This window comes from Trinickia acidisoli, assembly GCF_017315725.1.
GTDB classification, from domain to species: domain Bacteria; phylum Pseudomonadota; class Gammaproteobacteria; order Burkholderiales; family Burkholderiaceae; genus Trinickia; species Trinickia acidisoli.
On sequence record NZ_JAFLRG010000002.1, the window covers coordinates 2,298,769 to 2,312,191 of the forward strand.

Sequence of the window (13,423 nt, forward strand, 5' to 3'; positions counted from 1 at the left end):
GTGGGCGCCCTTCTTATCCGCCGATGCGTCGACGCCAAAACGCAGCATGCCTGGTCATGAAGCAGAGCGCCAACACTAGAACGGGAACGAGCAAGGCTGCGATCGCGGCAAGCTCTTTCCCTATGTCGTTGCTCGATAGCCATGCACCGAACCAGTCCATTTGGAGAATGCCGGTGTAGTAGCGAATCATCATGGCAAGTACGATGACGCAGATAAGCACCCATCCGAAGAAGCCCCGCTTCGGTCGGTCACCGCTTCGAGCTGGGTCGATGGGCTCTGCCGGCGCCTCCCATTCATCCGGTAGTGATTTGGGATCGAGCCAGCGGACACGCTTGAATGCGCGGTAGATCACGAAGAACAGCGGCAATTGGATCGCGGACGAAATGAAGACGATCGAGGCAAAAGGTGTGTCGAAGGGCGATGTACCTGACCGCATATGGATCGCATACGCGACGATGACGGGGTACAACGCCGTGACGGCGTACGTGGACCCGCGGAGCAGCTTGATTGCCCATAGCCTACCCCGCCCCATACCTGCGAGAATCGTGAGCAGTACCGCGCTGATGCCGAGCCACATGGCTAAAAATCCCGGGCCCGCAAAATTGAATTGCAGGAGATCGGACAGGCAGAGGTAGCTCTCGATGAGGATCATGGCTGCCAGAAGGCAGAAACTCGCCCCGGCAAACGCTGCCGGCCATGGTGCTCTGGGCGGTCGGTTACCCGGTTGCCCTGTCTTCTGGGTCGGCCGCAACTCGTGTCGGGCTGCGGTGCGGGAAGGCTTCATAGAACTCACTCTGCTGCTCCTGCATGTGGGCGAATGCCGACCTGAAACTGCATGACAGGGCGGATATCGCCGGCCGCATGCGGCACCGCCTGGGTCGGTACCAGAACGTGGGCTGGGTGGTGCGGGTCCTGCGTCGCTGCCTGCCGCATCCACCCGTCTTGCCATGCCTGGCTAACCGAATGACGGGCTTGCCCCCAGTCCGGCGGGCTGACGGCATACTCGCTCATTCCGAAGAGGGTCCCCCCATAGGCAGGCAGTTCGAGCAACCGTAGCGCAGTCAATTTCTGACTCATTTTCTTTAGCTTGGCCTTGGCCCGGACTAGGTCGCCATTCATGCGATTGGCCTTCGCTCGCATGCGTTGCGACCTGGTCATGATGTTGGTTTGGCCGAGTTTGTTCGCGTGCGCTTCCGTGTATGCGTCAATCGCTTCGCGTTGACTGGCTAGCTCCTTTTCGGCGGCGTCCACACGGTTGGTCATTGCACGAACCTTCAGTGACGTCCCGGCCTGTTCCGCAACGGCGCGCGGGCCGCCGAGCAACAGATCAGGGACAGCCATCCACGGACCGACCGCCTCGACCAACTGATACGCCCACGAATTCTCGAGCTCCCGCTTGTGCATCTTGTCACCGGTCAGTTCAAAGTAGGACATCGTACCGTCGGCGACGACGAGCCCAAGTGCACCTATCAGGGAGGCGATGGCAAAGGCAGCGGGGATAAGCGCGGCTCCTTCCGCTCCGATGGCGGCCACCGCAAGCACGCCCGTGATCACGCCGAGTACGTCAATGGCCGTGTTGGTGCTATCGAACAGGGTTTTATTGTGTTCAATAACAGAGCCCAGTGCGTGGTACGCAGATCTGGTCGCATCCAGCGCCTTGCCCCCATCCTGCAACGCACCCTGTAGCTGCCCCTGAGCAAACTGCGCAAAGGACTGCGATTTTGCTGTGCCTCGAAACGCAAAAGGAAGCAGCGGCGGACGTTGAACCGACACGATCAGGTCGGTTGTGTCTCCGTCTTGGTCGGGCACGGCTGACTTGAGCCGTGCCGCACCCGCGCCGTCGAAGAAGATAACGCCCGTATCGTGACCGAGCACGTTGCTCGCGAACTTCGACAAATGAAATGTGGCATCGGGCCGGTGGCAATACGGCTTCCACGATGCGGGGACTTTCGACATGGTAACGGGCGAACCGATATGGAAGCGATAAAGAAAGCCACGATGCTAATGGCAAGCCGCGTACATGCGACGCCAAATCCAGCGAGTGCCGGTCGTGCGGAAATATAAGCCAGAAGAGCGTCAGCTCACAACGGCGGCGCTCAATTTAAAGGGTAGAACGCACGTATGGAAATATTTCCCTTGTAAATTCCTTTCGTAAGTGGAATTTATTTCCGATCTATCAATGCCCCTGTCATCTGACCGGCTAATCGCATCTTCGATGAATTGAAGTCTCCACTCGCATACACCTTCTCTGTACACTTTGCCTCTATCCGGCCTCGGAGTTTATCGCTAATATTTTGGCCTTCCCTTTGTGACGGGTTTTGGGGCGTCCCCATGCAAATGTCCGATCTTGCGAGCTTCGTTCAGCTTCAAAACAATCGGTTGTTTACCGTCGACGCGTCGCCGAAGGGGGCGTCGGAGCTGGCACTGGTCGATTTTCAAGGCACCGAAGGTCTCTCGCAGCTATTCGACTTCCATCTGCGGCTCGCTTCGCAAGATCCAAATATCGAACTCAAGCAGATGATCGGGCAGCCGGTAACGATTACGTTGCAACTGACTGGTGCGCTTGCGAGTTCAGAGCAACGATATTTTCACGGCTACGTCACGAATTTTTCACAACTTGATGCTGACGGTGGTTTGGCGACCTATAGCGCTGCGGTCCGACCGTGGCTTTGGATGCTTTCTCGTCGTCAAGACATTCGGATATTTCAAGAGCAGACCGTTCAGTCTATTCTCTCGGATGTATTTCAGGAATACGGCTCGCTCGCCTCATATGAGTTCCGGTTGTCGAAGGCAACGGCTAACCGCAGCTACTGCGCGCAGTATCGGGAAACCGACCTGAACTTTGCGCTGCGCCTGATGCAGGAAGAGGGGCTGTTCTTCTATTTCACGCATTCGAAGACGGGCCATAAGCTCATCGTGACCGACAGCTCGACGAGTGCGAAGCCGATCGATGGTGACAGCGCTTCGATGCCCTATGCGAAGGGCGAGATGCTGGACGACGTGGACGTGATCACGTCTTTCCAATCCAAGCGGGAGCTGACGCCGGGCAGCGTGGCGCTGAAGGCCGCCGATTACAAGGTGCCCAATGCGCGCCGATTTCAATCGAGCAAGACGGACGTTGATCAGGGAGACGTTCCATCGTACGAGATTTACGACTATGTGGGACCGCAAGGCTTTCCAGATAGCGATCGCGGTCATGAGTTGGCGAGCTTCAGAGCGGAGGCGCTGGCGGCCAACAGCAAGACCTTCTCGGGTGTGAGCACGAGCCGGCGGCTGATGCCGTTGCGCTACTTCCAACTCGAAGATCATTACGATCACGATGGCGCGCAGCCGCAGGATCGACAGTTCGTCATTCTCACGGTCAGCCATTTCGGGCAAAACAACTATCAAGCGGGCAACGGTTCAGCTTCGTATAGCTGCAGCTTTACCTGCATTCGCAAGAAAATCCCGTACCGTCCGTTGTTGACGATCGCGCGGCCGACTATTCCGGGGCCGCAGACGGCTGTTGTGGTGGGGCCGCAGGGAGAGGAAATCTACACAGATGCGCTAGGTCGCGTGAAGGTGCAGTTCCATTGGGACCGGCTCGGCAAGAAAAATCAGTCGAGTTCGTGCTGGGTGCGCGTGGGGCAACCGTGGGCGGGGCGAAGCTTCGGCATGATCCAGATCCCTCGCATTGGGGAAGAGGTCGTTGTGTTGTTCCTCGATGGGAACCCCGATCGTCCGCTGATCATCTCGCGCGTCTATAACGCGCAGAACATGCCGCCGTGGGCCTTACCGGCAAATGCGACGCAAAGCGGAATTCTCACGCGCTCGAGTAAGGGTGGGACGAGCGCCAATGCGAACGCCATTCGCTTCGAAGACAAGATGGGGCAGGAAGAGGTCTGGATTCATGCCGAGAAAGACCAACGCATCGAAGTCGAGAACGACGAATCGCATACCGTCGGCAACGATCGGACGAAGACCATCGATCACGATGAGACCGTGCAGGTCAACAACAATCGCACGGAGACGGTTGGCAACAACGAGACGATCTCTATCGGTGTGAATCGGACTGAGCAGGTAGGGAGCAATGAAACGCTGAACGTTGGCGGTAACCGCAGCGAGACGATCGACGGCGCACAGAACGTGATGGTCGCGCTTGCATCAGCGGAAACTGTGGGTTTGGCAAAGGCGTTGACGGTCGGTGGTGCATACATCATCACGGTTGCCGGCGGAATGAACACAGCGGTCGGGCTTGTTTGTGGCGAGGAGGTCGGGTTGTCGAAGACTACCCAAGTCGGCAAGACGTACACCCTCAACGTCGGCGATCGCATTGAAATCAAGGCTGGCAAAGCGAGCATCGTGATGACCAGCGACGGGGACATCGTGATCAGCGGTGCAAATGTCACCATCAAGGGATCGGGCGCGGTGAAGCTCGACGGCAACTCGATCAACAACAACTGATACGTCGCAAACTCACGTCGTGAACGAACCGATAACGAGCGAAATCGCGCGCGGCTTGGCCTGCGCTCAATCGCCGACGCCGCCACACGAACTGCTCGTCGCAAGCACCGCCGGCGCGCTGGCGGATCACCACGCGGATTTGCTCGCGTTCGCTTGGCGCCGGCGGCCGGGTCAACTCGCCAGCCCGCTCCTGGATTTTGCCGACCTCGCGGCGGCAGACGATCGTCTACTTGCCTCGCTCAGTGCGCTTACCGCACTTGGCACTCCCGCACGTGATCATCTGCAAGCGATGCTGAAAGAGCCATTGCGTCCTGGCGACATGTTCGTGATGGCGCTTTATTCGTTCGCGAACTCGGATAAGACGTTGCTCGACGCCTGCACGGCGCTTCAAGCGGTATTGCCGGAATTGAGGGGGGCATGCATTGATGCACTTCGATGGGCGCCGTCTTCGCCATTGCTTGAATCACAGATCGTAAATCTTCCGCTGCAGACACGCCTTCAACTGGTGGGCTTGCGATACCGCGATTTCGACGGCATGGCGGAGCAGGTATTCGGTGCGATGAGAGCCGTCAACGAGCCTGAACCAGATGAAATTTCTTCCGCGCTCGACATGGTGAGCCGGCTCGGCAGAAGTGATTTGGCTGTCGCGGCGCGGTCGTTTTTGGATCACGGTGTTGAGGCCGTACGATTGGCTGCGGTGCAGACACTGCTTTCATTGGGTGATATCAGCGATGCGGCACTGGCGCTGGATGTACTGCTTTCGCTCGCACGGAGCGAAGATTCTGCGGTTGTCGAATCCGCTGTTCGTTGCGTTTCGCTGCATGCTTCGGAGCGACTCTCTGATGTCATGGATGTTGTCAAAAGCTCCGAAACGAAGCGATTGCATATCAAGGCACTCGGATGGGCTGGGCGCATCGACGCGATGCCGATTCTCATCGACTACCTCGACGATCCTGATCTTGCACGCGTAGCAGGTGCATCGCTTTCTCTCATCACAGGCTCAGATCCAGCGCGTGACGGTTGGATGGCCGCTAATCAGCGCCGTCCGGAACAGGAGCGCACCGACGACCATATGCCGGCACTGGACGAAGACGATGCACTGCCTTGGCCGAAGCCCGAAGCATTTCGCGCGTGGTGGCAAAGCAGCCAGAGCCGCTTCGAGTGCGCGCGCCAATACTTCCTCGGCGGCCCGGTAGCGGTGGACTGGATGGCGAAGGTGATTGCCGGTGGTCCTCTCGCATGGCGCCCACTCGCGGCCGAACATTGGCAACGACTGACGCACGGCCCGCTCTTTCCGACCCATCTGCCCGCCTCTGCGCAGCGCGCCATCTTCCCTGAATTGGACAGGAGACTGACGTCATGACCAATGAGATCGAATTGATGCTCTCTCCCGAATCCGCACCCTCCGACGCGGCTGATAGCGCACCGAGCGGCAGCGCGCCGCCTCCCGCATCTATGGAAGATGAATTGGTGCTGGAAGCCCGCCAGAAAATCACGCTACGTTGCGGGAAGGCCAGTATCACGCTTTACCCGAACGGGAAGATCGCGCTCCGGGGTGAATACATCGTGAGCGATGCTGCGGGCGTCAACCGCATTGCCGGCGGTCAGGTTGAGTTGAACTGATCCATGTGGCGCGTCGAGAATCGCACCCCGTTCATGGTTGATTGCACTTGGGTGCGTGATGTCAACGGGGCCGAGGTCTGGGTGATCGCAATCAAGGCGACGTACGACATTCTGTCGGACGGCACGACGCGGCTCGCCGCCGAGCAGGTGCCAGTGCATACCGGTCCGGTACCGCGCGAGGGATCTGCAAGTTTGAAATACGACACCGACCTCGGCGCCGCGAAGCAGGCTACCGACGTCATCCTGAACGGGCATGCATGGACCCCGAACGGAAAACCTATGCGCCAGTTGGACGCGGGTTTCCATATCGGGGGCATGAGCAGGATGGTGCGAGTTTATGGAGACCGCTATTGGCAACGCAAACGCTGGTCGTGGCGCCCGAGCGAGCCGGAGCCGTTTATCAGCATGCCGTTCATCTACGAGCGAGCCTTTGGTGGAGACATCCCGGAGTTTCCCCCTGCAAGTCGCAACCCAGTTGGACGCGGCATTGCAGCCGACGCTGAAGGCCGAGTTTGGATGCCGAACATCGAGTCGATGGCGCACCTCATCCGTGATCGTGACGATGTGCCGGCGGCGGCTTGCTTGGGACCGATAGCAAGTCACTGGCCGCTGCGTCGACAATATGCCGGAACCTACGATGATGCATGGCTCAAGGAGCGGCACCCGTTACCCCCCGAAGACTTCGATCCGCGTTTCTGGCAGATTGCACCCGAAGCGCAGCAGGTGCCTGGGCATTTCAAAGGCGGGGAACCCGTCACGCTGATTAACGTAACGCCGCAGGAGTTTGCGCCCGGCGGCAAGCTCGCATTTCGGTTGCCGAAGATAACGCTGGTCTGCGAAACATTCTTCTACGATGGCTCACGTGAGCATACCCGGCCCGTTATCCATACGGTCATTCTTGAGCCGGACATGCCGCGCGTCAGTGTCGTTCATCACATGGCCTTGCCTTGCCATGTGAAAGTCAATCAGCTCGATCGCACGCGTATTACGCAGAAGCGGCGGCCATTGGATCGAACGGATGCACCGGGGCCGGACGCGAAGGATGCTCGTTCCATTGCGGCGAGGTCGGCATGAATCCGGCACCGGTTATTGCGGCCGCCGCTTGCACATTCCCCTCGGGGCCAACACTGGAACTGGCCGATGCCGCGGTGCGTGCGCAACTTTCATTGTTGCAACGACACCCTGAGTACATCGACCAAGCTGGTCAACACTGTCGCGGCAGCTTCTTTCCTATCGACGCACCTTTCAATGCAGCACGCTGGGCATTGCTGGCGAAAGCCGCGCTTGAGCAGCTAACCGTCTCGGTGGAGCAAGCGCTCTCATCGGTCGTCTGGCGGCGACCGTGCGTACTCTGGCTAGTCCTGCCGGATGCCGATAGGCGACCCGGTCTGCCCCATGATCTCGTCGACACCGTGATGCAGAGCGTCCAGGACGAACCGTTTCGATGGGACCGTATCGTGCCTTATTCAGGCGGGCATGCGGCGGGACTCGCGGCGTTGCGCGAAGCATCGGATTACCTTTCCATCCAGCCTGAGGCGCTTGCTGTCGTGCTGGGTGTCGAGTCCGGCTTGGGCCGCGAGGCGATGCTTTGGCTCGATATGCAGTCTTTGCTGCATGGCGCGCGTCACGGACATCAGTCGCGTCCTCAACCGGAGTCATATGGCCGCATTCCAGGCGAGGGGGCAGCGGCGGTTGCCCTGACAGGACGCGTTCCTCGGGGATTCGGCATGGCGAGATTGCTCGGAGCGAGTGTTGCGGAAGAGCCGATCACCCATGCGTCTGACGGTGTTTGTACTGGAGCGGGACTCACGCGGGCTGCGCGCACGGCGCTCGAGCAGGCCCAGGGCTATGGTGAGGGCCAAGTCTGCTCGATCATTACAGACCTCAATGGGGAACCATACCGCGCCGATCAGTTTGGCTTTACGGCACTGCGTCTTTCCAGTTTCCTGGCGCCGCAATGGCAACGCAGCCTGCCGGCGCTCGCGAGTGGCGACCTGAACTCGGCCAGTTCGGTCGCGCACGTCGCGCTCGCCGCCTATACCGCGCGCAAACAGCCGGCGACAGCTAGGCAACTGGTACTGGCCAGCTCCGACGATCCTTTGCGCGGCGCGGTAGTCATCGGCGCACCGGATCTCGTACACAACTTGCAGGAGACACGCCTATGACGGTCAGCATTAACGTCAACGGATTGACGCTGTGCCATCGCGGCAGTGGCGGCGTTTCCCACAACACGCTGCCGGATGTTTGCAAGACGCCCGGTAACGGTACGCCGGTGCCGTATCAGAACGAGGCGTATTCGGGCGACCTGGTGAAGGGCTCGACGTCGGTCCTCGCCGATGGCGGAAACATGATCGCGATCGATGGCAGCCAGTTCTCGAAAAGCGTGTTCGATGAAGGCGGCTCGATGGGCGGCGTTGTTTCCGGCACGCACCTGGCGGAAACCGACTGGATCACGCACTCCTTCGACGTATTCATCAACAAGAAGCCAGCCTGTCGTTTGACCGACAAGCTCTTCATGAATCATCGAAACACGGTGAACATGGCGGGGCTGAAGCAGCGGGATCTGCCGAAGAAGGATCAGGACTTTTTTGACGAGTTGTGCCGCATGGCGTGTGAGTGTCTAAACGAACTGAAGGGGAAGATGTCCCCGGGGCAGACGTACCAGGACTGCGTGCGACGTAAGATCGACGAGAAGTATTACGATGGTCGCTACCCCAAGTCCGACTCGCCGATGTGGCGGGAAGTACCTTATGATCGCGGTAGCGACTGGGACATGATCGGCAGCAAGGCGAACCCGGATATCCCTAGTTCGAATTTCATTCGGCCAGATTCTCGGCGGCTCGACGTCGCGCAGGTGGAGAACGGCAAGGTGACGAAGCTTTATGACATGAAGTTTGGAGATGATTCCCTTTCTCCGAGAGCGCAGGCCGATTACGAAGACATCGCTCAAAAACATACAGGTGACGCTGACAATTTTGAAGAGTTCCGCGTCGACGAACGCTGCGATTGCGACGACGACTGGCCCCCGAAGCAGCCGGTTCCGATCACCGCGCCTGCGCCGGAGCAGGAGAGCTTGCTCGACAAGTTTGGTAAAGCGCTGCAGTCGACCACCGGCCTGAAGCTGACCGGGGCGGCGCTCGTTGCTGCGCTGATTATCTCTGAAGGAACTCGGTTGATTCCTGTCCGCAACGCGATCCCGGTACCTTGATCCTCCATCTTTAAACCAAAAGAGTGTGCCTTCGTGAAACCTGAAGAGGTCATTGCTGATTTAGTCCTATCGCATGGCGGTCTGTGCGTGCTGGACAAGCTGCATCTGCCGTATGACCGAGCGAGTGCTGGGCCGGCGGCGAAGTTCGGCCTAGGCTGTGAGTTGTATCTGCCTAACGTCGATCGGTCGATTCAACGTGAGCAGGCATTGCAGTTCCTGCTGGACTTCCAACGTACGTTCTCGGGTCGGGTCAACGAGTTTTTGCCGACGGACTCGCGCCGGGCCGTCAAGTTTGCCGGAGGCCTAGAGTCACGTATCCGTGCTGAATACGACCAACAACCCGTTGAGAGCGGCTACAGTACTTCGCTGTTCGGTGCGATTGATATTGGTGTGTCCAAGGACGATGCCAAACCTTTCCAGGCTCATGTCTTAGTACGACGAGCAGCAGAGAGCCAACTCTCGTTTGTTACAACCAACATGCAGGTTTGTGATGCGTTGGATGAGCCGCATTTCGGTACGTTATTGAATGCTGTCTTGCGGTGGTGTGAGATTGTTCAACCTGTCCACGGCACGGCGGGGTTTGCCTTAATTTTTGCGTCGGGCATGTCTCAGAACACCAAGTACGCACTGCACTTGATGAAGCGTTTCCCCGGTTTTGATTTTATTGAGGGTATTGCTTTTAGTCGCGAAGCCGGTACGGTTCACAATCGCATTAAGTGCGTAAGCTGGTTGACCATCCTGCGCAATGACCTCGTATTGGAACTAGGAGGCGTCGACTCGATGCGCGCTGCACTTGAACCTGTCTGCAAAATTCACGAATACGCCGGCGGCGTCGTCATTCAAGCCGGAGAGGCACCGCAACTTGGCGACACCTATCGTAAAGACATTCCAGAAGCGTATCGACTGGTCGCAAGATACACAAAGAACATCCGTTTCGAGGCATATCAGAGCAGGCTTTTTAGGGTGCCAGAAGATCTCGATAAAAAGGAGGAGACACTGGCATGGATTCGTCGGTTCGACTGATGCTCCGACCATACACGCAACTCCGAGGGCAAGCGGATCGTCGGACCACTTTCGTGGCGATAACGAGCGGCTGCGTACGTGTGCTGGCCCTTGGTTGAAATATGCGAGAACGTATTGACCATATTGACCGCAGCGCGATCAGCAGACGTTCGGCATATAACGACGACAACGTTCCAACAGCAAATTAGCCCATGCCTACCGACCACAAACCGGACACTCATTGCGCGATGTTGCATTCGATCATGTCGACGTTCCCCAACATGTCGAAGTTGCCGGGTGCAGCGTCAACGATGGACGCGCAAGGAAACCGCGTGCCATTCTCTCAGGTTCAATCCGAGTCGTCCGGTTGCTCGATGCTCGACACGCTCGGATACAACACGACGTGCTCGTGTTGGAGTCACAATCAATACTTCCACCTAACGGACGACTACACCGGCAAACCCTTGCCCGACGTGCCATACGAAATCGTGACGGTGGACGGCGAAAAGATCGCGGGGCGCACGGATTCCCGGGGCCGCACGAAGAAGATCTCGGACGACGCAGCTTCCTCGGCGACGATCTACGTGTACGAAGAGTACACGCCGTTAAATCCCGATTGGGACAGGGCCGCATGACTACCAAGAAAAAGCTGGTTAAACAGCAGACTGCGCAGCTCACGCCGAAGTCCGACACGGCGCCGGTACCGGTGGCCGTCGACGACTCGGCACGGCTACGCGAGATTCGGGGCCTCGTCAAAGCCAACAATCATTCGACACTGGACGACAACTTGATCGTCTGTCAGATCTATATGGAGTCGCGCTTCGATGCAGAAGCTGCGGCGGGTGGCAGTAGCGCGAAAGGTCTGATGCAGATGACTGCGATCGCCACAAAACAGGTTTACAAGGAGCGACTGAAGAAGGACCTTGGGCACACGCCCAGCGACAAACAGTCTCAGGAGGCTTTTCAAGAAGCAGTCGCCTTCCACGGCGCCCCACAGATATTTGACGAACCCACCAACATCCAACTGGGCACGGAATACATGCAGTATTGGGTCGACACGACATCGACGATCGAGGATGCCTACAAGAAATATCGCGGGGTCGAGAACGGCATCTACTACAAGAAGATCAGGGCCTGTGCCGATAAGCTCAAGGACGACCCGGATTCGATGCAACCGCTACGTGATATGGTCAAATGAAATACTTGATGCTTGCCTTGATATGTTTCGCGACGACGTTTTCGAGTACTGCCTCGTACGCGGTTGTTCCTGTTCCAACGAAATTGCACACCATCACGTCATGCGTGCTTGCTGACGGCACTCGCGCCACGCTGAAGGCCGAGTCTCGCGGCGACGACGGCGATGCGCTCTTCGTCGATGAAGGTGGTAAGACGCAGCCTGCGTTTCTCGACATGCCAGACACCCAATTCGTGGGCCACGTTGCGCTGGCCCGGTGCGTTGGCGGCGTACTTATCTTCGCTCTGGAGTACGGGCCGCCGTACCTGAAAGGCGTCGCCATTCGCCGGAACCCTCAAACACACGCGGACGAGCGAATCTATTTCGCAGAGAAATCGCTGCCGAAGTGGCTTTATCTGAGCAATCAGAAAATGCTCGTCGTGATTCCGAACACGGGACATGAGACGGACAAGAAGTATCTCGTCTATCAGTATGTTGCAGGGAAGGGGCAACCCGACCAAAGTACTGCAACGGACAAACTACCGGCGTCAACGCGAGTGCTGCTCTCCGTGCGGCCGAGATGATGCCGCGATGGGGCTCATTTCTGGAGGCTACCGAGCGTCTCGCGATCGTCTTCTGCAGGAACGCAATGCAACCGATAGGCGATAACTCGATGCGGCCGGCGGCGCGATCACATCGCATCGCTCAGTTCCTGTACGGTCTGACCGCGGGGCTGCTTTCGTTGTTCGTGACATTGCCATTCCTCTTTCTCGCACCTGCCCCGCAAGACGACGAATATGGCTTCACGTTTCTAGCCATTGCCGCGATTGTCGCGCTGCTTGTCTCTTGGATGGCAACGCGGGCAGCCGGGCGACGCCGACGGATATTGTTTGCGTGTCTTTGTGCCGCGGCGCTTCCATGCATCGCCAACCCGCTCGCGGTCCGGGTACTGGGGCACTTCCTTGATTTGGACGTGCTGATACCGGATGTCCTTGCTGGGTTATTCGGTCTCGATGGTGAGCGCGCATATGACGCTGCGCTCTACGAGCTATGGTGCGAACTGTGGCTGCTGTTTGCGCTGCCGTTTTTTGCGGTGATCTGGCTGGTCCTGCGACGTCGATAGCGGGGGTGCGCGGAGTTGCGCGCTGGTTTTTCCGATGAATTTCGACGGGGTGCGTCTGCCTGGTTGCGTTTGCAGCGCTCGGCGGCCATACTTCCTCGTAATACAGGCGGTTTGGAGCGCATTACGGGATGTCAAAACCACCGATCATCGAGCCGAATCAGATACGCCATGCTCTAAAGGTCGCAGCAGTCACCGGGCAAAACCCCATCCGCGATGTCGCGCTGCTGACGGTGTTCTACAGCACGGGACTCACGTCCAACGAAGTCGCGAAGTTACTCGTGTCCGATTACCTGACTGATAGCGGGAAGGTGCGTGTCGATTCGGAAGTGCGCGCGGAGATTGCCTTCAATGGCAAGGCACGGCCGCTGATATGGGCTAACGCCAAGGCGTGTGCCGCGATCGATGATTACCTCGCCTATCGTCTGGCAGCACGTCACGGGGTCACTGCCCGCCGCGCAGCCTTTCGCGGACTGGACCAGGACGGCCCATTGTTCTTCACTGGTGACGGAGCGCCCTTCGTTTTCACGAAGCGCGTTACGGGTACCGGCGCGGTCAGCTATTCGTGCGAGTCGCTGACTGAGATAGTTCGCCGCCTGCATCAACAGGCCGGGATTGAGAACGGGAACGCGAGTGCGGCGCGCCGTACCTTCGCGGTGCGGCTACACCGTGACGGCCGTTCGCTAAAGGTCATTCAGAAACTGATTGGCGTTTCCAGTCTCTCTGCCGTTAAGAACCAGGTGGAGGGCGATGCTGTGAGGTTATCTACGATCGTAAGCGGGGTCATCTGATGGCGGATATGAAACGTAGCCGCGGGCGGCCGCCCGCCGGTCAGGCAATGTCGAGCACGGAA

The 13,423-nt window shown here is 58.3% G+C and carries 14 protein-coding genes; 12 read left to right on the forward strand and 2 right to left on the reverse strand.

The features are described from left to right. Positions 1 to 13 precede the first annotated feature (13 nt). Both J3485_RS28505 and J3485_RS28510 read right to left on the reverse strand, forming a co-directional pair. A complete protein-coding gene (locus J3485_RS28505; RefSeq protein WP_206958096.1) occupies positions 14 to 652 on the reverse strand; it encodes a hypothetical protein in 639 nt (212 codons plus the stop codon). Positions 653 to 789: 137 nt separating this feature from the next. Continuing rightward, entirely contained in the window at positions 790 to 1,956 is a 1,167-nt protein-coding gene (locus J3485_RS28510; protein WP_206958098.1) for a hypothetical protein, read from the reverse strand. Between the two features lie 375 nt (positions 1,957 to 2,331). Here J3485_RS28510 and J3485_RS28515 point away from each other — a divergent pair, with 375 nt between their 5' ends. The 12 genes from J3485_RS28515 to J3485_RS28570 all read left to right on the forward strand — a co-directional run bounded on the left by J3485_RS28515 (position 2,332) and on the right by J3485_RS28570 (position 13,361). After that, entirely contained in the window at positions 2,332 to 4,443 is a 2,112-nt protein-coding gene (locus J3485_RS28515; protein WP_206958105.1) for a type VI secretion system Vgr family protein, read from the forward strand. Between the two features lie 19 nt (positions 4,444 to 4,462). Further along, positions 4,463 to 5,806 (forward strand): hypothetical protein, encoded by a 1,344-nt coding sequence (locus tag J3485_RS28520; protein ID WP_206958107.1) that lies wholly within the window; start codon positions 4,463 to 4,465, stop codon positions 5,804 to 5,806. Next, positions 5,803 to 6,066 (forward strand): hypothetical protein, encoded by a 264-nt coding sequence (locus J3485_RS28525; RefSeq protein ID WP_206958109.1) that lies wholly within the window; start codon positions 5,803 to 5,805, stop codon positions 6,064 to 6,066. The genes J3485_RS28520 and J3485_RS28525 overlap by 4 nt, the downstream gene beginning before the upstream one ends. A 3-nt stretch (positions 6,067 to 6,069) precedes the next feature. Beyond that, positions 6,070 to 7,140: a DUF2169 family type VI secretion system accessory protein gene (locus J3485_RS28530; RefSeq protein WP_206958111.1), complete on the forward strand. Its 1,071-nt coding sequence runs from the start codon at positions 6,070 to 6,072 to the stop codon at positions 7,138 to 7,140. After that, complete coding sequence (locus J3485_RS28535) at positions 7,137 to 8,231, forward strand: beta-ketoacyl synthase (protein ID WP_206958113.1); 1,095 nt, start codon at positions 7,137 to 7,139, stop codon at positions 8,229 to 8,231. Before J3485_RS28530 ends, J3485_RS28535 begins: the two co-directional genes overlap by 4 nt. Further along, complete coding sequence (locus tag J3485_RS28540) at positions 8,228 to 9,274, forward strand: DUF4150 domain-containing protein (RefSeq protein ID WP_206958114.1); 1,047 nt, start codon at positions 8,228 to 8,230, stop codon at positions 9,272 to 9,274. The genes J3485_RS28535 and J3485_RS28540 overlap by 4 nt, the downstream gene beginning before the upstream one ends. Positions 9,275 to 9,307: 33 nt before the next feature. After that, positions 9,308 to 10,297: a type VI immunity family protein gene (locus J3485_RS29195; protein ID WP_309477092.1), complete on the forward strand. Its 990-nt coding sequence runs from the start codon at positions 9,308 to 9,310 to the stop codon at positions 10,295 to 10,297. A 311-nt stretch (positions 10,298 to 10,608) separates the two neighbouring features. After that, positions 10,609 to 10,911, forward strand: a complete 303-nt coding sequence (locus tag J3485_RS28550; RefSeq protein WP_206958116.1) for a hypothetical protein — start codon at positions 10,609 to 10,611, stop codon at positions 10,909 to 10,911. Next, positions 10,908 to 11,474 carry a transglycosylase SLT domain-containing protein gene (locus J3485_RS28555; protein WP_206958118.1) on the forward strand — a complete coding sequence of 189 codons (567 nt, stop codon included), beginning with the start codon at positions 10,908 to 10,910 and terminating at the stop codon, positions 11,472 to 11,474. The genes J3485_RS28550 and J3485_RS28555 overlap by 4 nt, the downstream gene beginning before the upstream one ends. 83 nt (positions 11,475 to 11,557) lie before the next feature. Then, the gene (locus J3485_RS28560; RefSeq protein WP_242538972.1) at positions 11,558 to 12,034 is read left to right on the forward strand and encodes a hypothetical protein; all 477 of its coding nucleotides are present in this window, start codon (positions 11,558 to 11,560) and stop codon (positions 12,032 to 12,034) included. Between the two features lie 65 nt (positions 12,035 to 12,099). Then, complete coding sequence (locus J3485_RS28565) at positions 12,100 to 12,573, forward strand: hypothetical protein (RefSeq protein ID WP_206958122.1); 474 nt, start codon at positions 12,100 to 12,102, stop codon at positions 12,571 to 12,573. A gap of 128 nt (positions 12,574 to 12,701) precedes the next feature. Further along, positions 12,702 to 13,361 carry a tyrosine-type recombinase/integrase gene (locus tag J3485_RS28570; RefSeq protein ID WP_206958124.1) on the forward strand — a complete coding sequence of 220 codons (660 nt, stop codon included), beginning with the start codon at positions 12,702 to 12,704 and terminating at the stop codon, positions 13,359 to 13,361. Positions 13,362 to 13,423: the final 62 nt, after the last annotated feature.